Origin of the sequence: Marinicella marina, from assembly GCF_030065545.1 — a bacterium.
GTDB classification, from domain to species: domain Bacteria; phylum Pseudomonadota; class Gammaproteobacteria; order Xanthomonadales; family Marinicellaceae; genus Marinicella; species Marinicella marina.
Genome location: NZ_JASJNC010000004.1, coordinates 270569 through 291810 on the forward strand (window position 1 = coordinate 270569; position 21242 = coordinate 291810).

At 43.5% G+C, this 21242-nt stretch carries 19 protein-coding genes and 2 tRNA genes; 7 read left to right on the forward strand and 14 right to left on the reverse strand.

The features are described 5' to 3' along the window. Positions 1-2 precede the first annotated feature (2 nt). The gene (locus tag QNI24_RS08230) at positions 3-947 is read left to right on the forward strand and encodes a cation diffusion facilitator family transporter (RefSeq protein WP_267176085.1); all 945 of its coding nucleotides are present in this window, start codon (positions 3-5) and stop codon (positions 945-947) included. Between the two features lie 10 nt (positions 948-957). Here QNI24_RS08230 and QNI24_RS08235 read toward each other — a convergent pair. The 5 genes from QNI24_RS08235 to pilB all read right to left on the reverse strand — a co-directional run bounded on the left by QNI24_RS08235 (position 958) and on the right by pilB (position 5497). Beyond that, a tRNA-Ile gene (locus QNI24_RS08235) sits at positions 958-1034 on the reverse strand. 35 nt (positions 1035-1069) lie between these two features. After that, the gene (gene coaE, locus QNI24_RS08240) at positions 1070-1705 is read right to left on the reverse strand and encodes a dephospho-CoA kinase (protein WP_267176086.1); all 636 of its coding nucleotides are present in this window, start codon (positions 1703-1705) and stop codon (positions 1070-1072) included. Next, positions 1702-2559 (reverse strand): prepilin peptidase, encoded by an 858-nt coding sequence (locus tag QNI24_RS08245; RefSeq protein WP_267176087.1) that lies wholly within the window; start codon positions 2557-2559, stop codon positions 1702-1704. Before QNI24_RS08245 ends, coaE begins: the two co-directional genes overlap by 4 nt. 1 nt (position 2560) lies before the next feature. Beyond that, on the reverse strand, positions 2561-3784 hold the full coding sequence (locus tag QNI24_RS08250; protein ID WP_267176088.1) for a type II secretion system F family protein: 1224 nt from the start codon (positions 3782-3784) through the stop codon (positions 2561-2563). Positions 3785-3790: 6 nt separating this feature from the next. After that, the gene (pilB, locus tag QNI24_RS08255) at positions 3791-5497 is read right to left on the reverse strand and encodes a type IV-A pilus assembly ATPase PilB (RefSeq protein WP_267176089.1); all 1707 of its coding nucleotides are present in this window, start codon (positions 5495-5497) and stop codon (positions 3791-3793) included. A gap of 477 nt (positions 5498-5974) precedes the next feature. Between pilB and sucC the strand changes: the two genes are divergently transcribed. From sucC to QNI24_RS08280, 5 genes are all read left to right on the forward strand, one after another. Next, positions 5975-7138 (forward strand): ADP-forming succinate--CoA ligase subunit beta, encoded by a 1164-nt coding sequence (gene sucC, locus QNI24_RS08260; protein WP_267176090.1) that lies wholly within the window; start codon positions 5975-5977, stop codon positions 7136-7138. A gap of 2 nt (positions 7139-7140) precedes the next feature. Continuing rightward, positions 7141-8010 (forward strand): succinate--CoA ligase subunit alpha, encoded by an 870-nt coding sequence (sucD, locus tag QNI24_RS08265; protein WP_267176091.1) that lies wholly within the window; start codon positions 7141-7143, stop codon positions 8008-8010. Positions 8011-8170: 160 nt separating this feature from the next. After that, positions 8171-8611: a DUF4426 domain-containing protein gene (locus QNI24_RS08270; protein ID WP_267176092.1), complete on the forward strand. Its 441-nt coding sequence runs from the start codon at positions 8171-8173 to the stop codon at positions 8609-8611. Between the two features lie 14 nt (positions 8612-8625). Then, positions 8626-10095, forward strand: coding sequence for a DUF4139 domain-containing protein (locus QNI24_RS08275; RefSeq protein ID WP_283708618.1), 1470 nt, complete (start codon positions 8626-8628; stop codon positions 10093-10095). A 127-nt stretch (positions 10096-10222) separates the two neighbouring features. Beyond that, positions 10223-12514 carry a DUF1631 domain-containing protein gene (locus QNI24_RS08280; RefSeq protein WP_267176094.1) on the forward strand — a complete coding sequence of 764 codons (2292 nt, stop codon included), beginning with the start codon at positions 10223-10225 and terminating at the stop codon, positions 12512-12514. A gap of 9 nt (positions 12515-12523) precedes the next feature. Here QNI24_RS08280 and folD read toward each other — a convergent pair whose 3' ends face one another. The 8 genes from folD to QNI24_RS08320 form a co-directional block, all read right to left on the reverse strand. Beyond that, complete coding sequence (gene folD, locus QNI24_RS08285; protein WP_267176095.1) at positions 12524-13369, reverse strand: bifunctional methylenetetrahydrofolate dehydrogenase/methenyltetrahydrofolate cyclohydrolase FolD; 846 nt, start codon at positions 13367-13369, stop codon at positions 12524-12526. Further along, entirely contained in the window at positions 13366-14424 is a 1059-nt protein-coding gene (locus tag QNI24_RS08290; RefSeq protein ID WP_267176096.1) for a ThiF family adenylyltransferase, read from the reverse strand. The genes folD and QNI24_RS08290 overlap by 4 nt, the downstream gene beginning before the upstream one ends. Continuing rightward, entirely contained in the window at positions 14421-15671 is a 1251-nt protein-coding gene (locus QNI24_RS08295; protein WP_267176097.1) for a molybdopterin molybdotransferase MoeA, read from the reverse strand. The genes QNI24_RS08290 and QNI24_RS08295 overlap by 4 nt, the downstream gene beginning before the upstream one ends. Before the next feature lie 20 nt (positions 15672-15691). Beyond that, positions 15692-17098 carry a ribosome biogenesis GTPase Der gene (gene der / locus QNI24_RS08300; RefSeq protein WP_267176098.1) on the reverse strand — a complete coding sequence of 469 codons (1407 nt, stop codon included), beginning with the start codon at positions 17096-17098 and terminating at the stop codon, positions 15692-15694. An 18-nt stretch (positions 17099-17116) separates the two neighbouring features. Next, positions 17117-18250: an outer membrane protein assembly factor BamB gene (gene bamB, locus QNI24_RS08305; protein ID WP_267176099.1), complete on the reverse strand. Its 1134-nt coding sequence runs from the start codon at positions 18248-18250 to the stop codon at positions 17117-17119. A 41-nt stretch (positions 18251-18291) separates the two neighbouring features. Next, positions 18292-18927 (reverse strand): YfgM family protein, encoded by a 636-nt coding sequence (locus QNI24_RS08310; RefSeq protein ID WP_267176100.1) that lies wholly within the window; start codon positions 18925-18927, stop codon positions 18292-18294. Positions 18928-19084: 157 nt separating this feature from the next. Continuing rightward, a tRNA-Asn gene (locus QNI24_RS08315) sits at positions 19085-19160 on the reverse strand. Between the two features lie 86 nt (positions 19161-19246). Continuing rightward, positions 19247-19984, reverse strand: coding sequence for an RNA methyltransferase (locus QNI24_RS08320; protein WP_267176101.1), 738 nt, complete (start codon positions 19982-19984; stop codon positions 19247-19249). A 104-nt stretch (positions 19985-20088) separates the two neighbouring features. Here QNI24_RS08320 and QNI24_RS08325 point away from each other — a divergent pair, with 104 nt between their 5' ends. Beyond that, positions 20089-20877: an inositol monophosphatase family protein gene (locus tag QNI24_RS08325; RefSeq protein ID WP_267176102.1), complete on the forward strand. Its 789-nt coding sequence runs from the start codon at positions 20089-20091 to the stop codon at positions 20875-20877. A 50-nt stretch (positions 20878-20927) separates the two neighbouring features. Here the strand turns inward: QNI24_RS08325 and QNI24_RS08330 are convergent, their stop codons facing one another. Then, entirely contained in the window at positions 20928-21191 is a 264-nt protein-coding gene (locus tag QNI24_RS08330) for a zinc ribbon domain-containing protein (protein ID WP_267176103.1), read from the reverse strand. Positions 21192-21242: the final 51 nt, after the last annotated feature.

The following is a 21242-nucleotide window of genomic DNA, read 5'->3' on the forward strand; positions in this document are numbered from 1 at the left end:
TCATGAGCCAGCAATCAAACAATCACCAACATCATCACGGGCATGAACACGACCACCACCATGACCACAGTGTAGCAGTGAACCCTGATAATAAAACTTATGTGATGTGGGCCATGGTGCTCACTTTTGGTTTTATGTTTGCTGAAGTCATTGGTGGCATCATCTCAGGATCTTTGGCGCTGTTAGCAGATGCTGGTCACATGCTCAGTGATGGCGTGGCTTTGTTGTTATCTTGGTTGGCCTTTAAGTTCAGCGAACGTGAAACCAGTGAGTCACACACCTTTGGTTGGCACCGTTTTCAAATATTGGCAGCTTTTGTTAATGGTTTGAGCTTGATGCTGATTGCTGTTTGGATTGTGTTTGAAGCCATCACACGATTTTTATCGCCCGTAACCGTAATGGCCACACCCATGTTGGTCATTGCAACGCTGGGCTTGGTGGTTAATTTGGTGGTGTTTAAAATCCTCAGCAGTGGTGATCAAGAGAACCTTAATTTAAAATCAGCCATGATTCATGTCATCGGCGACCTACTCGGTTCTGTGGCTGCCATACTGGCCGCTTTGTTGATTATGTTTTTTGGCTGGCATATATCCGATCCGTTGCTGTCAATTTTGGTTGCGGTACTGATCGTACGATCTGGCTGGATTGTGGTCAAAAAATCTGCGCATATATTAATTGAAGGCACCCCAAGCCATGTCGATGAGACTGCAATTAAACAACAATTAATTAATCACATCGAATCTGTGACCGATGTACACCATATCCACGCTTGGTCTTTGACCAATGAAATAAATTTAATCACATTACACATACAAGTGGATGAAGTACTTTACGAAGAAGATGTATTGAGGCAGGCCAAGGACTACTTGGAAGAACACTTTAATATGCAGCATGTCACCATCCAAATAGAACATCTGACTTGCCCTGATCAGGCGTGCTTGGATTAAGCGTGATGAATGGTGGGCCTGGAAGGACTCGAACCTTCGACCAATGGATTATGAGTCCACTGCTCTAACCAACTGAGCTACAGGCCCTGAACAATTGAGCTGCGAATTATAACTGATGATTTTTACAACTGCATCTTTTTATTTGATGATAATGGCTGTTGCAGTAAATTGCTGTATAGGTGATATATCTTATCGATGTTTTGATCCAGCTCTGCCAAGCTGTAGCGGTTGCTTATGACATCTGTGGCAAATTGCAGCCGCTGTCGTCGAGATGGTTGGGATGCCAAAATTTTTTCAGCCAATTCAATTGACACTTGATCTCGTTTTTGCATCCTTTGAATTTGTATTTCAGGGGTCACATCAACCACCAATATGCGGTCAAAATCTGGATAGTTTAAACCTGCTTGGTAAAGAGGAATCACCCACACTTCAATGCATTTCGTGTTCTCAGCGGATTGTTGGATGAACGCTTCCCTGATCAATGGATGAAGTATTTGGTTCAGCTTTTTGAGCTTTTCATCGTCATTAAAAACGATGCGTTTCAATTGTTTTCGGTTCAGTGCACCCGCTTCAGTCAATATCGATTCACCAAATTCTTTAACCACTTGTGACAGCCCAACAGAACCTATTGCCACCACCTCTCGAGCTAAAACATCAGCATCTATGACACACGCGCCTTTCTCAGCAAACTCATCAGATACATAGGTTTTACCGGATGCTATCCCCCCGGTCAGACAGATGATTAATTTGTTTTTCACAAAGCAGGAAACAGCATGTTCAGTATTTCTTCACTGAATAAATAACTGACTAAGATACCTATGGATAGATATGGGCCGAAGGGAATTTTATTTTGGTAGTTATTCATCAGTTTTTGTACCACAGCGATCAGTAAGCCGCTGATGGAAGCGATAAATAAAACCACAATCAATGCCTCAGCTCCAAGCCAAGCACCGCCAGCAGCGAGTAATTTAAAGTCACCATAGCCCATGCCTTCTTTACCTGTGGCTAATTTGAACAGATGAAACACAGTCCATAATGACAAATAACCAATCAGAGCGCCCACAATCGCCGCTGAAGGTGTGATGGTGAATTCAAATAAACTAAAAAACAAACCCAGCCACAACAGTGACAAGCTGAGTTGATCTGGAATCAAAAAAGTATCAATATCAATCCAAGTGATGACCAGTAACATCCAAATCAATAAGCAGGCTGAAACAAAAGCCAGCGTCACGCCATATTGATAAGCAGCAAACCCAATCAAGAGCGCGCTCATCAATTCAACTAAAGGGTATCTGAATGGTATCTTTTTATGACAAAAACCACATTTTCCACGCAACAACAAATAACTGATAACGGGTATGTTGTGCCAAGCTTTTAATTGAGTTTTACATTGTGGGCAATGAGATCTTGTGAAGGCTATGCCCGGTGGCTTCGACTCTTTGAGTTCGGTTTCGGTAAAATCAGCATAATCCTGTTTCCAAGCATATTCCAAAACAGGTGGTAGCCGCAAAATAACCACGTTCAAAAAGCTACCCACAAGCAAACCCACTGTCACAGCCAAAGCCATAAAAGCCATAGGGTATGCGCTTAAAACGCCAATAAACTCGGTCATTTTAGAATACAGATGCCATTTTAAAGATAGGTAGGTACATGGCCACAACCATCACACCAACCAGTCCGCCCACCAATACCATAATGATTGGCTCAAGCAAACTACTCAATGCATCAACCGCATTGGAAACCTCTTGTTCGTAATAATCAGCCACTTTACCTAACATCGCATCTAAGTTACCTGACTCTTCACCAATGGCAGCCATTTGAACCACCATATGTGGGAATAGTTGTGTTTGACTCATGGCCAATTGTAATTGGTGACCTGTTGACACGTCGTCTTTGATGTGTAGCACTGCGTCTCTGAACACCACGTTACCCACTGCACCTGAGACTGTATCTAGACCTTCTACCAATGGAACACCTGCGGCGAATGTGGTTGATAATGTGCGGGCAAAACGGGCCACAGCAGCATCGAACAATATACCCCCAACAATTGGTATTTTAAGTGACAGTCGATCCAGCGCATGGGCGAATTTAAGTGACCTTCGTTTTAACTGAATGAAACCAAATACGGTGCCACCTAAAACCAGTAGTACCATAAACCAATATTCTTGCATGGTTTTCGAAGCACCAACCACCATTAAGGTCAGTCCTGGTAAGTCAGCACCAAATCCTTTGAACATGTCCTGGAACTGCGGCACCACTTTGACCAACAATAATATCGTCACACCAATAGCCACGAACAAAACAGCTGATGGGTAGAACATGGCTTTCTTGATTTTGCCTTTAATTTCTTCGGTTTTCTCTTTATAGGTGGCGATGGTATCCAGTAATTCATCTAACACACCAGCCTTTTCACCGGCGTTAACCAAATTACAGTAAAGCTCATCAAAGTACAGCGGGTGTCTGCTCAGAGATTCAGCCAGGGATGAACCCGATTGAATTTCGGTTTTGACCTCATTAATGAGTTTTGCCATTCTGGGGTTGGACTGACCGCCTTCGATGATTTCAAAAGCCTGTACCATCGGTACACCTGATTCCATCATAGTTGCCAGCTGTCTACTGAATAAGGAGATGTCTTGTGCCTTGATGGCCTTACCACCTGAAAACAATGATTTCTTTTTCTTATATATTTTTTTGACTTTAATGCCTTGCCTACGCAATTCATTTTTTGCCAGGGTGGTTGACTTGGCCTGTTGGATGCCTTTGAGTTTTTTACCAATCTTATCTACACCAACCCACTCGTAGTTTTGTAATTCTTCTATTTTCTGTGCTTTTGCCATAATTTTTTAATCCACTGTCACACGGTTGGCTTCAACCAAGCCCGTGATACCGTTTTTAACCTTTAATAAAGCTGATTTTCTTAAGTTAGCAATACCGTCTTTGGTGGCTTGCTCTGCTATTTCGATTGAGTTACCACCACCCAAAATAATTTTCTTGATGTTATCCGTTATGGGCATTACTTCGTATATACCCACTCGCCCTTTGTAGCCTTCATTACATTTACTGCAACCAACTGGGTCGTAAATGGTGGCATCAACCAAATCCTCATCTGTAAAGCCAGCTTCTAACAAAGCTTCCCTCGGAAATTCAGTTGGTTTTTTACAATCACACAGTCGACGTGCCAACCTTTGCGCAATGATCAATGACACCGCTGAGACGACATTAAAAGGCGCCACACCCATATTCACCAGTCGGCTGACCGTTTCAGGTGCGTTGTTGGTGTGTAAGGTAGATAAAACCATGTGACCTGTTTGTGCTGCTTTGATGGCTATTTCTGCGGTTTCTAAATCTCGAATCTCACCGACCATGATGATGTCTGGATCCTGACGCAAAAATGACCTCAAGGCAGCCGAGAAGGTCATGCCTTGTTTGGCATTTTGTTGAACTTGGTTGATGCCATCCACTCTAATCTCAACCGGATCTTCGGCCGTTGATATGTTTCTGCCTTCGGTGTTAAGAATGTTAAGAGCAGTATACAGTGATACCGTTTTACCACTACCTGTTGGACCTGTAACCAACACCATGCCATAAGGTTTGACGATGGCATCCATGAACAGTTGCTTCTGTTCGTCCTCATAGCCCAACTTATCAATACCCATTTTCGCTGCGGAAGCATCCAACACCCGCATCACGATTTTTTCCCCAAACAAAGTAGGACAAGTACTCAATCGAAAATCAATGGAATTATTCTTAGATAGATTCAACTTCACACGACCATCTTGCGGCACCCGCTTCTCAGCGATATCCAACTTCGACATTACTTTCAAACGAGAGGCAATTTTGGTTGTCATGTTCTTGGGAGGCTTTATCATGGTTTTCAGCATGCCGTCTATGCGGTAGCGTACTCGGTATGTTTTCTCATACGGCTCAAAGTGAATATCAGAGGCTCCACGTTTAATCGCGTCTAACAAAACCTTATTTACCAGCTTAACCGCCGGAGAGTCAGCCAAATCCTCAGTGGCATCACTGGTTTGTTCTTCTTGTTCATCCTCATACTCGATGTTTTCCAGTCCTTCGTCACCCAAATCATCCATCACACTGTTGGCTTCTTTCAGTGCTTCTTCAATCGCTGTTTGTAAACTGTTTTGGTTAACCAGCACTGGCTCCACGCCGAGGTTGGTATGAAACCTGACTTCTTCAATGGCCTTTACATTGGTAGGGTCAGAAATTCCGATAAAGACTTTTTTCCCTCGCAGGAACAGTGGCAAGACCTGATGTTTTTCAATCAAATTTTCTGATACCAGCCCTTTGGGCAACAATGACATGTCTATTGCATTGACATCAAGGATAGGAACACCATACTCGTTGGATGCAGCATCGCATAAATCCGCAGCATCAACCATATTGTTGTCAATAAGGTAAGTGAACAAAGGAATTTTCTGCTTGCGCGCCGTTTCATTGGCTTCAGCCGCAGCCTCCATTTCAATTTTACCGTTTTGCACCAAACGCCTCAGGGCGCCAGTTACCATTGTTTTTGTTCCAATATTGCTCATATTTAGCGTTAAGTTACCTATTAGCCTACTTTTAATACAATACTTTACCTGAAAATATCAATTGATTACAACTATTTAGCATCATCATTTTAAGGAATTTGCAAAACCTCCAATCGAAATCATTTTTATAGCCACTTATCAACGAACAACAGGCTTAAGGTTTGTGTGAGCCTTCATTTTTTAACGGTTTTAATCATTCCATGCATGAATCAAATTTGTACCCACCAACTGTAGCCAGGAAAAACCGCTTACATTCAATAAAACACTGTCCTTATTTTTCATCTCAGATATTATTTTATCTGCGACCACAATCACAAATCACAAAACTCATGGAAAAACTTGTGTCATAACGATCAAACTTGGAAAGCATTATTTTTTAATCAGCCTTAATAACAAATAAATTCACACAAAAGTACTGCCAATTCAGCTAAAATAGCGCGCGAATTTTATCTAATAATCAAACAGGAATCCTTTATTATGAATTTTCATGAATATCAGGCAAAAGACTTATTTGCCAAGTACAACATTCCCGTTCCCAACGGCAAAGTAGCCAGAACCCCAGAAGAAGCAGTTGCTGCAGCGCAAGCACTTGGCTGTGACATGTGGGTGGTAAAAGCCCAAGTACATGCTGGTGGACGCGGCAAAGCGGGCGGCGTTAAATTGGCCAAAACTCTTGAGGAAGTAAAACAGTATGCCACCGATATGATTGGCATGAAAATTCAAACTTATCAAACCGGCGGTTTGGCTTTACCAGTCAACGAGGTTTTGATCACAGAAGCGGCTGACATTGAACAAGAAATTTATTTAAGTTTGTTGGTGGACCGTGCCAACAAATGTTTGTCTTTTGTCGCCTCAGCTGAAGGTGGTGTTGAGATTGAAGAAGTGGCTCGCACCAACCCAGAAAAAATTCATACCTTACATGTAGACAACACCGAAGGCTTGTTTCCTTATGCCTGTCGTAAAATTGGCTTTGCCATGGGCATGAACTCCAAACAAGTCAGACAATTGACTCATATCATGATGCAAATGCACGCCATGTTCCATGATTTGGACTTAGACCTGATTGAAATCAATCCTTTAATTATTGATGACAAAAAAGATGTGGTTGCATTGGATGCAAAAATCAATTCAGATGACAATGCCAGTTTCAGACACAAGGATTTGGCAGCCATGCGTGACATCACACAAGAAGATGCCGCAGAAGCCAAAGCCCACGAACATGAACTGAATTACATCAAATTAGATGGCAACATCGCTTGTATGGTTAACGGTGCCGGCTTGGCCATGGCAACCATGGACGTGATTAAGTTGAAAGGCGGTGAGCCAGCAAACTTTTTGGACGTTGGTGGCGGCGCGACAGCTGAACGTGTGGCCATTGCATTCAAAATCATTTTGTCTGATCCAAATGTAGAATCAATACTGGTTAATATTTTTGGTGGCATTGTGCGCTGTGATTTGATTGCCAATGGCATCATTTCAGCCATCAAAGAAGTGGGCGTTGAAGTGCCCATTGTGGTTCGTTTAGAAGGTACCAATGTGGAAGCTGGTAAGAAAATCTTAGACGAAAGTGGACTGGCTGTGATTTCAGCTGATAATTTAGATGATGCTGCCAACAAAGCAGTTGCAGCGGTAGGAGCATAATCATGAGTGTATTAGTTAATAAAGACACCCGTTTATTGGTACAAGGATTCACTGGTTCTCAAGGCACCTTCCACAGTGAACAAGCCATCGACTACGGCACCAACCTGGTTGGCGGCGTTACTCCGGGCAAAGGCGGTGAAAGCCACTTAGATCGTCCTGTTTTCAATACTGTCGCTGATGGTGTCAACGATACAGGTGCCAATGCATCGGTTATTTTTGTACCACCACCGTTTGCTGCCGACGCTATTTTGGAAGCCGTTGATGCGGGCATCAAATTGATTGTTACCATCACTGAAGGCATTCCTGTATTGGACATGATGAAAGTCAGAACTGTGCTTGATGCCAACCCAGATGTTGTTATGATTGGACCTAACTGTCCTGGTGTCATTACTCCGGGTGAATGTAAAATTGGCATCATGCCAGCAGCCATTCATCAACCCGGTCGCATTGGGATTGTCTCAAGATCAGGCACTTTGACTTATGAAGCTGTGCACCAAACCACGTCAGTTGGCCTAGGTCAATCAACATGTATTGGTATTGGCGGTGATCCTATTCAAGGCACCAACTTCATTGATTGTCTGAGAATGTTCCAAAATGACGACCAAACAGATGGCATCATCATGGTTGGTGAAATTGGTGGTTCAGCCGAGGAAGAAGCTGCTGAATTCATCAAGAACAACGTCACCAAACCTGTGGTTTCATACATCGCTGGTGTCAGTGCCCCAGAGGGCAAGCGCATGGGTCATGCTGGTGCGATTGTTGCTGGCGGTAAAGGCACAGCACAAGCCAAATATGAGGCTTTAGAAGCTGCCGGTGTTAAAACCGTTAAATCACCTACTTTCCTCGGTGAAAGCATCAAAGAAATGTTGTAACCTCATCTGAGATACAAGATTCAGCATCATGGCTGGTGACCTCGAGTCGCCGGCCATTTTTTTTGCTATCCAATAAAGCCACTACACTGGCGACTATATTTTTTAATTAAGTATTTTTTGTGATATATTAATTAAGCAATCAATCAGTCTTGGAGATCACATGAAAAACTTACCTTTATTTCTCTTCACCTTATTACTGTTCTTCATCGCATCTGCACAAGCCGAACAGAAAGCCACAATGGGTGATTATGAACTGCATTACAACACCTTCCCCTCTACATTTTTATCCAAAGAAATCGCTACCACTTATCAAATTGTGCGCTCAAAAAATCGTGGCATTGTCAGTATTTCAATACTGAACACACAGATTAAACCGCCCAAGGCGCTTGAAGCTGATGTGGAGGTGCTGGCGAAAAACCTGCTGAATCAGAAAAAAGACATCAGGTTGATTAAAATCACCGAACAAAATGAAGCTGTCTATTATTTAGGCACCTTTGCGATGAATAACCAGGAAGATGTTAATTTCGAGATCAACGCCACACCAATGGGCTCTGAGGACACCATCAGCGTCAAGTTTTCACGTGAATTTTTTACTGACTAAAACATTGATTTACAATGAAATTTTTTTTAAAACTGACAGCCATTTTCTTAATGATCAATATGAGTCAAGCAGACAACAGCATCACCATTTATTCAGGTAACCACCAAGGACACCTGAACCCAAACCAGTTGCAGAATGTGGCCAATATACCCGGCTATGCCATGGTCAAACAAAGCAAAAACGCGGCTTTTAAAAAGGGCATGTTCACGCTGGCTTTCGATGATGTGGCTGAACACATTGACCCTACCACTGTGAGCTTCAGTACGCCAGATAATCCTGATGCTGCTCAGGTTTTAGAACAAAACTTTCAATTCGACTTGGTCGGCACTGAAAAATTGCTACAAAAATACCTCGACCAAGTAATTTCAGTCAATCACGATCAAGGCAGCGATAGCATTGATTCTGAAGGCAAATTACTCAGCACCCAAGGAGGCATCACCTTACAACAACAATCAGGCAACATAATTACCATCAAAGCATGGAACCACATCAGCTTTCCTGATTTACCTGGTGGCCTGTTAACCAAACCAACCCTGGTATGGCTGTTGAATTCAAACTCCAACAAAGAAGAATTAATTGTACTGACCTACCAAACCCAAGGCATGACATGGTGGGCTGACTACAACATCACCCTGTCAGGTGATACCGCTGCATGCGAACTGGACATTTCATCATGGGTTTCTTTGGTAAACAAATCGGGTGCCAGTTTCAACCAAACACAGTTGAAGCTGGTAGCTGGTGACGTCAATCGCACAGAAAACAATCAATCACCTCGAATGATGATGCGAGATACCATGGTAAAAGCCAGCAGCAATGAGTTCACCGAAGAATCGTTGTTTGAATACCATTTATATAAACTACCAAGAAAGGTAGATTTGCCCAACAACTCAACCAAACAAATTCAGTTGCTGAACCAAACCAATGGCATCAAGTGTAATCGAAACCTCAATTTCAATGCCACTGGACAGCACCGAATCAATTACCGCAGACCCATAACTGACGCCAACTACTTTGCTGTGACTGAGGCCAAAGTAGAAGCCACACTGAGTTTTGAAAACTCTCTGGCCAATCAATTGGGCTTGCCATTACCTGCTGGTCGTGTACGTGTCAATATGGCCGATTTAAGTGATGGCAGCCTGGAATTTATTGGCGAGGACAGCATCGAACACACGCCGAAAAATGACACCATCAAATTGAAACTGGGAAATGCTTTTGATGTCAAAGCAAAACGCACTCAAAAAGATTATGAGCTTTTTAAAAACAGCGCAACAGAACAAATTGAAATATCCATAAGTAATCAAAAAGACAGCGCTGCCACCATCACAGTTACAGAGACCTTGCACCGTTGGTCGAACTGGCAAATAACCCAACATGATGAGGAATATAAAAAACTCAACGCCTCTACCATACAGTTCGAAGTCAAAGTACCAGCCGAAACCACCCAAACCATCAATTACACGGTACTATACCAATGGCCTGAGTAGTCGAAGCAATCACTGGAAACAGCCTTTTTCAACAATTACGGGCAGTCAAGACATGTGATGTGAACAGATTCACAAATATAACAAACTTAAGGTGTTAAATTATAGTTTGAGATAAACGGCCAATAAAATGGACAGAAAAAACACCAAAAACATTGTCAACATCAAAGCAAAGTCAGCCAATGAAATCAACCAAGGCGCCATTTTGCCAAAAGTCCATAAAGTATTTATCCAGGGCTTAAAACCCACCATCAGAGACTACTACGATAAATTAGACGATTCGTTGTTTGATATGGCTGAAAAGGCTGAAAACAATGAACTACAAACGCATTATTTTGAAGCGATGCGTGAGGTCAGAAAAAAGAAAGACTTGATGGTTCGAAAATTTTCTGAAAACGTACAAGCTGTATTCAAAGAGTTCAAGAAAGGCAATTTTAATTATTTCGAAGAAGGCACCACGGCTGATTCAGAGTCGGAATTGGATGGTCTGTCTTTGGTTGATGAAAAGGAGCTTGACCAAAAACTAGCTGCCACCAACCTCACTGATAAAGCCAATACCTTTTTACACCAACACCTGTTTGCATTAGAAAAACGCTTTGCATTACTGGCTGGTGGCAGTGAAGTAAAAATGAATCAAGTGCCTGTTTCACCTGCTGTAATCGTCAGTTCATTTGCCAATACCTTCAATCACTTAAACATTGATGACACCGTATACATCATCATGCTAAAACTGTTTGAGCGAAGTCTGATACAAAACTTAGTTATACCCTATCAAGACATCAATAACTTATTGATTAATGAGGGCATTTTACCTAATTTAAAATTCAGAATATCAAGACAAACTGGCAGCAGCGGCCCAGCACCGCAAGCAGACGGTCCTCTCAGTCAAGAAGAACTGGTTGAACAAATGGTGCCCGCTGAACCGATGCCATCATCTGTACCTGTGACTGATAATCAATACCAAGCCATAGCACAGGCCATGGCACAAAGACACGCCAATATGTCAAATGCAGGCCAGCATTACCCTGCTTTTGATACATCGATAGTTGATAATGCACTGAACATTTTACAAGTAGAGGCCTTGAACAGCCTCAACACCAGAGACATTTCGCTCAGTCCAACTGAAATAAAAAATGCCTTATTGGCCAGACTCAAAGACTTGGATGAAGACGGCGAAAAAAAGCAAGTCAATCAACAAGATGAAGACACCATTGATTTGGTTGGCATGTTGTTTCAGTTTTTGGTCGATGATCGCAATTTACCTGACAGGATACAGGCTTTATTGGCAAAACTTCAAATTCCTTATCTTCACTTGGCATTGAAAGATCGCAAATTATTCGCCAACAAAGAAAACAATGCCAGGAAATTACTTGATATCATCGCCAAGGCGTCCATTGGTTGGAATGAAGAAGACGACAAACGTGGCAAGTTCATCAATAAAATTGAGTCGATTGTACAGAGTATTCTCGAGACAGACCACGATGAAATGGACTTCCCCAGTTTGATTGAAGACTTCCAAGAGTTTGAGGCCAAAAATAACAAACGCAGCCAAGCCATAGAGAAAAGAACCTCCGAAAAAGCCTTGGGACAAGAACGTATCCTAAAAGCAAAACAAATTACCGCAGAAATCCTAGAGTCGAAAATGCAGCGACATACCCTGCCTAAGATTGTTACGGAATTATTGTTAACGCCCTGGGCCAATGTCCTGATTTTGGCGCATTTGCGGCACCAAGATGAACCTGAAAAAATTGATGGCTTCATCAAAATGGTTGATAAGTTGATTTTCGTCGCGGTAAAAAACAAAAAGAAAATGGCCACCACCGCCCAAATTAGTCATGTCATTGACCAACTCAGTCACGGCTTGCGTTTGGTGGCATTTGATGAGCACAGCATCAAGGAGAAATCTCTAGAGCTGTACCAGATCCTACTTGACATCAACGGTATCAAGGAATCCGATCAGGCCGACGAACATGAATATGTTAAGCCCAAAGAAGCTTTTAATACCGAAACTAATGATGTAGAAGAAACACCTGAAATCGTTCACTTTATAGCACAAAAGAAATTCAACAGCTTGAACAAAGAAGTCGAGCACAATGATGATGAATACTACCAACAAGCCAAAAAAATGCAAACTGGTGAATGGGTTGAGTTCATGGCTGATGATGAAGACAGCGAAAACATCCGAGCCAAATTGTCTTGGGTTTCCCCAATCAGTCAAAAACTGTTATTCGTCAATGCCCGTGGAGTCAAAGTAACCGATAAAACTCTGGATGAATTGGCCCATGATTTAAGACAGAAACAAGCCGTGGTGCTACAGCAAATACCGCTGTTTGACCGCGCCATGAGTGCGATTGCAAAACAGGTTTCTGATGCGGATGAAAAAACAACAGAACAGAACGTCGACAATCAGCCACAGAACTGAGTTTAAGAGCTACAAACTGGCTTCAAAAGTATTTTGCATCAAAGTGGCAACGGTCATCGGTCCAATGCCGCCTGGTACCGGAGATATGTAACTGGCTAGTTTGGATGCCACCGCAAAATCAACATCGCCACACAAGCCACCCTCGGCTTTGCGATTGATACCGATATCGATCACCACTGCACCTTTTTTGATCCAGCTGGCATCCACAATATTGGGATTACCCACCGCGACACACAGCACATCGGCTTGGGCCACATGATGGGCCAGATCTTTAGTAAAACGGTGACATATGGTGACTGTTGCGCCAGCAAATAGCATTTCTAACATCAATGGCCTGCCGACAATATTAGAAGCCCCAACAATCACACAATGCATGCCTTTGGGATCTAAATCATAATGATGCAATAAGGTCATCACTCCGCGTGGCGTACAAGGCCTCAATCCTGGCTGACGTAAGGCCAAATGACCGACATTACTGGCATGGAATCCATCGACATCTTTATCAGGGTGAATGCGGTTGGTGACTTCTGTTTCATTGATGTGTTCTGGTAACGGTAATTGCACCAATATCCCATCAATGTCATCGTCTTGATTCAATTCATCAATCAAAGCATACAGTGCTTTGGCTGAAGTTTGTCTGGGCAGGTTATGGGTGATGGAACGTATACCAGTTTTTTCACAGGCTTTGATTTTATTTTTGACATAAACATGCGATGCCTCATCATTACCAACCAAAACAACAGCCAAGCCTGGCGCCTGCAAACCTGCATCAACTCGCTGCGTAATGCGCGCAGCGATCTCATCCAGAACCAATTGTGATACTTTTTTGCCGTCTAATATTTGTGGTTTGTTCATGATTGACCTGTATGCTGTGAACAGCGCTTTGAATTCGCGGGGTATTTTAACACTTTAAACTGCTGATGAAGCAAATCATAACTGAGCATTTTTTGTGACAGCGGTGAACCCATATGGGTCAACAATTTAATGGCTTCAGTTACCTGTATCATAGCAGCCACACCTGGTATAGGACCCAATATACCCTCGTCATTACAATCGCCCAATGTAGCTGCAGACAGCTCTTGAAACAAACACCTGAAACATGGCAGCGTTTGATCTCCAGAAAAAACCCCAACCTGAACATGAAAGGCCGAAACAGCAGCAAATACCCAAGGTGTAGAAAGTTGCAAGCAGGTATCATTGATGATGAATCTCGTATCGATGTTGTCAGTGCCATCTATCACTAAATCCACACCTGAAATTAAAGTTTCAGCGTTGTTTGATGACAGACGTAAATTTACCGCATCAACCAATGTGGTCGAGTTAAGTGCCTGTAAATTGTGCTTAGCAGCTGTGACTTTAGATTCGCCAACCTCTGACTCTTTGAATAAAACCTGTCTGTGTAAATTATGCAAGGCCACCTCATCATCATCAACCAAAGTGACATGCCCTACTCCAGCCGCTACCAAATAAGTCGCAGCAGGGCCGCCTAGGCCACCAGCACCGACCACCAAAACATGGGCTCCTTTGAGCTTTGATTGGCCTTGAGAACCAAAGCCTGAAAGTTTAAGCTGTCTGTCATAACGATCAACCTCTTCTAAGGTCTCTGGGGGTTTGATTATCAGCTGGGCATTTTTCCAAGCTTCAAAACCACCTGAGACCGAGATAAAAGGCCTGCCCAACTCAGCTACCAGTTCACTGGATTTAATGCCTTTGTGGCACATCAAATAAATCTGCGCGTTGGATTTTCTTAATAAATCCGCTTTTGCTTGTAAATCCTCAACTTGCATTAAAGTGGCGCCTTCAACAATTCCTTTGGACCAGCTTTCATGCCCCCTGATATCAATCAGTAAGTGGCCCTTTTGTTTGATTAACTCTGCCAGGTTATTAACCGCTGTATCGAATACGCTCATGATGAATGCAATAAAAAGAAAGGTTGAATCATCACCGCATCGCCCTCAGTCAAGTTTTGTGCCATTTCATCAAGCAGTAAAAAACAGTTGGCTTCAGCCAATGATTCAATCCGACTTGATTGTTGCTCACCACAAACTTTAACTTGAATTTGACCAGCTGCATCAACATCATAAAATGCCCGCAAATATTCACGCCTGCTGTGCGATTTGCGCCAATCATGCACGATGTGAGCTGTCCAAACAGGTGGTTCTATCGGTTGTTGGGTAATTTGCTTGATGGCTGATAAGACATACTGACAAACTGCAGTGTAAGCAGAAACGGGGTTACCAGGTAAACCGAAAAACAAACTCGACCCAAGCTGACCACATAACAAAGGAAAACCAGGTTTAACCAAGACTTTATGAAATGCCACTTCGCCTAACTCGCCCAGTAGACTTGGAATCCAATCTTTATCGCCCATTGAAACCCCACCAACACTGATGATTAGATCAAAACTCATGTGCTTGATTTGTTCCAAACGTTTGGATAAGTCCTGCTTATCATCTCCGATTAAACGCAACAACTCAACCTCACACCCCATGGACTGTAACAGATCAGATAACATGGATGAGTTGGCATCATAGATCTGACCGACATGCAGGGCTTGTCCTGGTGGCACCAATTCATCACCATTCATCATCAATGCAACACGCGGCTGTTGCATCACTTGGACCGCAGTGATGCCCAGTGATGAAATCAAGCCCAAATGGGCTGCGGTGAGTAATTGATGGGCTTTAATGACAACTTGGTGTTTCCTCAAGTCTGAGCCTTTGGTTCTGAAGTAGCGAAATTTATCAGGCAGTTGTTCAAAGTGCAGTTGATTGTGATTAACTTCGGACTGTTCTTTGATCACTATGGCATCAGCATCTGTTGGCATGACCGCACCGGTCATCACCGGAATGGCTTTATCACCACAACTGATGGTGTTTTCTAATGCGGCTGCATGAATCGGTTCGCCGAGTGGCACAACATACCCACTACAACTTGAACCAGCGGCTCTTTTGATGCGGTTGGTATTGATGGCATAGCCGTCCATACGACTACAATCATTGGCAGGGACATCATGGGGGGCCAACAAGTCCTCATACAAGAATCGACCAGCAGCGATGGGTACTCGAACCACCTCGTGCGAAAGTGAACGTTTGGATGCCAATTCGTTGATTATTTGAATGGCTTGGTTATGCGTAATGGCTACAGGATAAGACATTCATCCTATTTTAGCCGAAATTATTTTTTCGGGTGCTGGTGTTTCGGCATGTTGTGGGCTTTTTTACGGCCAGAGTCATACTTCTTCACTTTACCGGCTTTTTCTTTGTAGGGGTTTTTACCATCTCTGAACTGCATGATGATGGGCACCCCTTTTAGATCGAATGATTTACGAAAAGTATTTTCCAAATACCGCTTATAAGACTCTGGCAACTTGGTGGTGCGTTTACCGTGAACTACGATACGCATGGGGTGGTTACCACCTGAATGAGCAAACTTAAGTTGCGAGCTCAACCCCTGAACCAGCGGTGGTTGATGTGCTTTGTAGGCTTCATTGAGCACATTGGTTAATTTGTTGGCAGAGAGCTCAAGATCAGCCCGTTCCATCAACAAATCCACCCGTTCCATCAAAATTCGCAAGCCAGAACCATGCAAAGCTGAAATGTACAACAGTGGCACCCATTCAAAAGCTTGCATCTTTAAATTAATTTTTTCTTTGACGTAATCGCGGTGTTCTTCAGACAGATTGTCCCATTTATTGATCACCAAAATAACTGGTTTGGCATGATAAACCGCTAAGCCAAGTAAGTGCAAATCCTGATCAGTGATGCCTTCGGTGGCATCCATCATGATCACGCAGATGTGGGCCAGCTTGATTGACTCAATGGTTTTGAGGATACTGAATTTCTCTATGCCCTCGCCTATCTTTGATTTTCTTCTGACCCCAGCGGTATCAATCAAAGTATAGGCCATGTCGTCCCATACCAAAGGCAAGCTGATGCTGTCTCTGGTGGTTCCTGGCATGTCATACGCCAATACCCGGTCCTCACGCAACAAACGATTGACTAAGGTCGACTTACCCACGTTGGGTCTGCCAATGATCGCCACCCTCGGGCCATGATCATCGATGACTTCGGTTTCGAATTGTTGTTCGTTGGCTTTGAAAAAATCATTGATTTCTTGTCTCAGCTCAGTCAAACCTTTGCGGTGTGCAGAACTGACTGCCATCATTTCCACAATACCCAGTTGATAAAATTCTGACATGGCCACTTCATTGATTTGGCCTTCTGCCTTGTTGGCCAACAAAAGTATCGGTTTTTGCGCACCACGAATGCGCTCTAAGATGCGCTCATCATCACCCACCAAACCATCTCTGGCACTGACCACAAAAAGAATCAAATGGGCATCATCAATGGCTTGCATGATTTGTTGGTCCATCAACTCAGTTAATTCACCTTCATCACCCAACATACCACCGGTATCAATCAAAGTGCTTTCAAAGTCGGGCAATTCCATTTCGCCATATTGGCGATCACGGGTTAAACCCGGCATATCAGCAACCAGTGCATCACGGGTGTTGGTTAAAGCGTTGAATAAAGTTGACTTGCCTACATTAGGACGACCAACAATGGCGATGATAGGAGTCATTGGATTCAGGTTTTGGCGTTACTTACTGTACTGCATGGCCACAACTGTGCCATCATGGTTGTAAGTGTAAATCACATCACCGACCACAACTGGCGCATGATAAAACCTATCATCCCCCACTCGCACGCGGTTTATCACTTCGCCCGTCACCCCATCTAGGATGTGAACGTAGCCTTCAAAATCACCAACCAGTAAATCACCCAAGTAAAAGCTTGGTTTGGTCAGTTCACGATTCAACAAAGCGTCTTGTGACCAACCTTTAGAACCGTCGGTACGATTCAATTGGTGCACAACAGATTGGTTGTCAGTTAAGAACAAAGAGCGCCTGGAAACAGTGACTCCTGTAACCGAACCAATGTTCTGGCTCCACAAGGCACGACCTGACTCGGTCGCCACTGACATGGTTTTATCAGCCGCACTGGATAAATACAAATCGGTGGCTATCACCCCGATATCTCCATCTATGTCTGCAATGCGATCAATTTCTGTTTTGCCTTGTGAGTTGATGACATTTTGCTGCCACAACACCGAACCATCCATGATATTCAATGCCGCCACACGGCCATTATCAAAACCTACGTAAACCCGACCACCCTTGGCAATCGGTGTGCTGTTGCCACGCAACGTTAGATTAGGTATGTTGGTATCAAAACTCCATTCCCTTTGACCGGTTTGGATGGAGAAACCGTAAATCCTGCCATCTTGAGTTCGCACCACCACTTTGTTGCGATCAATCACTGGCGGACTCAGTACTTCTGATGTCACATTGGTGCGCCAAATTTCAGTACCAGTATCAATATCCAAAGCAACCACTTGGCCTTCTGGGCCACCCAGTACCAAAATGGTATCACCCACTCCAGGGCCTGCGCTGATTTCTGCAGCAATATTAGTTTGCCAATTAGTCACACCGGTTTTTGCATCAAGGCTGTAAACTTCACCCTGTTGCGTTGCCAATAACAAAGCGCCGTTCTTTTCCGCAGGTATCAGTTTATAACCGTAAGCACGCTCAGATGATTCAAGATTCAGTTTCCATAAAGTTTTGATGGAACCCGTTTCAGGCAGATCTACCAGCTCGTTGGGTTTAACTTCATCTTTTTTATTGCTACATGCCACCAGTAAAAGCAGCAATAAATAAATGGGAAATCGTTTCATGAATACCTCGTTTTTGGATTAACGCTGTTGTTTAATTACAATCAGTTAATTGACTTGATGTCAGCCAGCTTCATTTCGACAATTTGTTTGCCAGAATAGCCTTCGCCTTCATTCAATGCCAATTGATATGAATCTTGTGCCTTGCTGATATCGCCTTCGGCAGCATAAATGTCACCCATGACTTCTTCAACAATGGTCTGATAAGCAGCCGATTGTACCAAACCCAATTCTGCTTTGGCAGCACTGTAGTCACCTTCTGCAACCAACAAACGCGCCAAACGCAAACGCGCCATTTCAGCTATGGGTTTATCAGGCTTGGTAGCAATTAAAGCCTGGTACTGAGCCTTAGCCGAACCCAAGTCTTTCGCTTCAACAAACTTCTTAGCCGCTTTCATGCGAGCTTCAATGGTGTACACGTTGGCACCAAACTCTGCTTCGTAACCGTCTATCAGGGCGTCCACATTAGTCAATTCACTGGCATCAATTTCGGCCGCTAATTGAACATATTCGGTGGCCGCCTCGGTGCTCTTAGAAACTTGAGAGTCCTGCCATTTACCATAGCCCCACAAACCGCCAATGCCAAGACCAATTCCAGCAACAATGGTTAACCAGTTGTTACCCAGCCATTCCTTGACCATTTGTTCTTGTTCATAATCATCGTATTCTTCAAAAGCCATATTCTTATTCCAATGGATGTCGTTTTTATAAAGCGGGTTATTTTACATGATGGTTTGTAAAATTTCATCAATGCCAAGCTGCCCGCTGTCGATTAATTGCCATTATGTTTGTGGCAAAAAAAAACCGCCCAATTAAATTGAAGCGGTTTTTCATATTTGGCTCCCCGGGACGGGCTTGAACCGCCGACCTAGTGATTAACAGTCACCCGCTCTACCAGCTGAGCTACCGGGGAAAATTGGTACGCTTGTTTTCACAAGAAGATGCGCATTTTACCGCCTTCAGCATAACTGTCAAGAATAAAATGTGGCTGTTTGCAAATTATTTAATTTTTTTATTAACTGCGCTTAAAAATCCACGCAAAATATCCATCTCATGTTTTTCAATACGCAAGCGATTGAACATCATCCTCAACTTTTCTTCCAAGGACACTTGGTTTTGCGTTTGAATAAAATCAACATCTTGCATCACAGTAAACAAATGCTGATAAAAACTGGCCATTTTAGCCGCATCAGCAAACGGCACACCTTCAACATCATTAGCCTTGTCAATTGTCTCAGCCGACAGCGCCAAGCATTGTTTTCTGATTTCATAAGCTGCGACTTGTACCGCAGCTGCCAAGTTCAGCGATGAATACACTGGATTGGCAGGGAATTTAACCAGATAATGACAGCGTTGCATTTCCTCATTGGTCATGCCATAGCGCTCTTTCCCAAATAACAAAGCCACTTGTTGTGAAATTGCCGCATCCAGCATGATTTCGACCGCATCAGCCAAATCGATCACTGGTATGTCCATACCTCGATTGCGGGCACTGGTACCAAACACCAATGTACAAGGTGCAATGGCTTCATCTAACGTATTGTGAACCGCCGCATTGTAGAGTACATCATCGGCACCGGATGCGCGCGCAGTGGCCTCTGCACTAGGGTAATCATCGGGGCCAATCAAGTGCAGTTGATCAAGGCCCATGACCTTCATAGCCCGAGCAGCAGCACCGATGTTACCCGCATGTGAGGTGTTGATCAGGGCAAATCTGATGTTTTGTAATCTTTCCATCAAGGAATCTCTGACATAAATAACAAAGTTTTGGTATCATACGCGGTTCTGATAATAACATCAACGCACAGGCACCGCCTGGACGCACAACGGATCAAATACACATGTCACCAGAACTCAACATTGCCCAAAATGCCGCATTGAAAGCCGCCAACTCGATTGAACAACTGATGTTCAAAAACGAACTGTTATCGGTCAATAAAAAACTCAACAACGGTTTTGTCGATCAAGCAATTAAAGTCAGTCTGAATGACATCTTTTTCACCATCAAACGCGCATACCCCGATGATGAAATCCAATCTGACCAACAAACCCTGTCAGATAACACCAATCCTGAACGGGTCTGGCTGATTAACCCTTTGAGCGGAGTGACTAATTTTTTGCATGACATCCCGCATTGTGCCATCACCATTATTTTCATTGAAAACGGTAAAACCAAGGAAGCCCTGGTCTACAACCCAATCAATGATGACAAGTACATGGCAACGAAAGGCAAAGGCGCTTTTTTGAACCAACACCGTTTGCGCATCAGTAACCACAATGAACCCAGTGAGTCTCTGATGGCCACCAATTACGCCGACAACAAAAACCAATTCGGCGCCCAGTCCAATGCGCTGCGCACCATAGGTAAACAAACCGCAGAGGCACGCGTGATGGGCTGTCCCGCTTTGGATTTGGCCATGGTGGCGGCCGGTAAAATCAATGGCTATTGGCAAAGCGATATGAGTGCATCAGAAATGCTGGGAGGCATTTTGTTGGTAGAGGAAGCGGGTGGCCAATGCATGGATTTCTCAACCAAGCGTAATTTCAACGAATCGAAACAAGTCATTGCGGGTAACTTAAAACTAACGGCCTGGTTATCAACCCAGTTAAAAACCATTTATCAGGCTTGAATAACTAACTAAACCAGTCATAAACGCCCAATAAGCAATACCCAAAAGAATTAGTCCAATACTTTTTCAGGCGAACGGGCAAACCACATCACATGGGTACATGTCTTACACACCATCACGGTGGCACTTTTATTGGCCCAATCTAAGTTCAAGAAGGTCAAGCCCGCGGTGTTCATCTGTGCCTGACCCTCATCAAAATGCTTGCCGCCACAGTGTACGCAGTTGACTGCCATGCCATTGATTACATAACTATCTGCACTGACTGCTTTTGCAGCGCCTTTGAAGCCTCTTTTTAAAGTTTTAAAAAACGACATTTAATCTCCTGAATGTTTTCTGTATGGTAACAGCATCAACAGTGAATAGAA

Bases quoted from the DNA above. Each gene is read 5' to 3' on its own strand.
- bamB (WP_267176099.1), bottom strand. From the start codon at position 18,250: ATGAAACGATTTCCCATTTATTTATTGCTGCTTTTACTGGTGGCATGT.
- sucD (WP_267176091.1), top strand. From the start codon at position 7,141: ATGAGTGTATTAGTTAATAAAGACACCCGTTTATTGGTACAAGGATTC.
- QNI24_RS08330 (WP_267176103.1), bottom strand. From the start codon at position 21,191: ATGTCGTTTTTTAAAACTTTAAAAAGAGGCTTCAAAGGCGCTGCAAAA.
- folD (WP_267176095.1), bottom strand. From the start codon at position 13,369: ATGAACAAACCACAAATATTAGACGGCAAAAAAGTATCACAATTGGTT.
- sucC (WP_267176090.1), top strand. From the start codon at position 5,975: ATGAATTTTCATGAATATCAGGCAAAAGACTTATTTGCCAAGTACAAC.
- QNI24_RS08325 (WP_267176102.1), top strand. From the start codon at position 20,089: ATGTCACCAGAACTCAACATTGCCCAAAATGCCGCATTGAAAGCCGCC.
- QNI24_RS08275 (WP_283708618.1), top strand. From the start codon at position 8,626: ATGAAATTTTTTTTAAAACTGACAGCCATTTTCTTAATGATCAATATG.
- QNI24_RS08230 (WP_267176085.1), top strand. From the start codon at position 3: ATGAGCCAGCAATCAAACAATCACCAACATCATCACGGGCATGAACAC.
- der (WP_267176098.1), bottom strand. From the start codon at position 17,098: ATGACTCCTATCATCGCCATTGTTGGTCGTCCTAATGTAGGCAAGTCA.
- QNI24_RS08280 (WP_267176094.1), top strand. From the start codon at position 10,223: ATGGACAGAAAAAACACCAAAAACATTGTCAACATCAAAGCAAAGTCA.
- QNI24_RS08320 (WP_267176101.1), bottom strand. From the start codon at position 19,984: ATGGAAAGATTACAAAACATCAGATTTGCCCTGATCAACACCTCACAT.
- QNI24_RS08250 (WP_267176088.1), bottom strand. From the start codon at position 3,784: ATGGCAAAAGCACAGAAAATAGAAGAATTACAAAACTACGAGTGGGTT.
- QNI24_RS08270 (WP_267176092.1), top strand. From the start codon at position 8,171: ATGAAAAACTTACCTTTATTTCTCTTCACCTTATTACTGTTCTTCATC.
- QNI24_RS08310 (WP_267176100.1), bottom strand. From the start codon at position 18,927: ATGGCTTTTGAAGAATACGATGATTATGAACAAGAACAAATGGTCAAG.
- QNI24_RS08290 (WP_267176096.1), bottom strand. From the start codon at position 14,424: ATGAGCGTATTCGATACAGCGGTTAATAACCTGGCAGAGTTAATCAAA.
- pilB (WP_267176089.1), bottom strand. From the start codon at position 5,497: ATGAGCAATATTGGAACAAAAACAATGGTAACTGGCGCCCTGAGGCGT.
- QNI24_RS08295 (WP_267176097.1), bottom strand. From the start codon at position 15,671: ATGTCTTATCCTGTAGCCATTACGCATAACCAAGCCATTCAAATAATC.
- QNI24_RS08245 (WP_267176087.1), bottom strand. From the start codon at position 2,559: ATGACCGAGTTTATTGGCGTTTTAAGCGCATACCCTATGGCTTTTATG.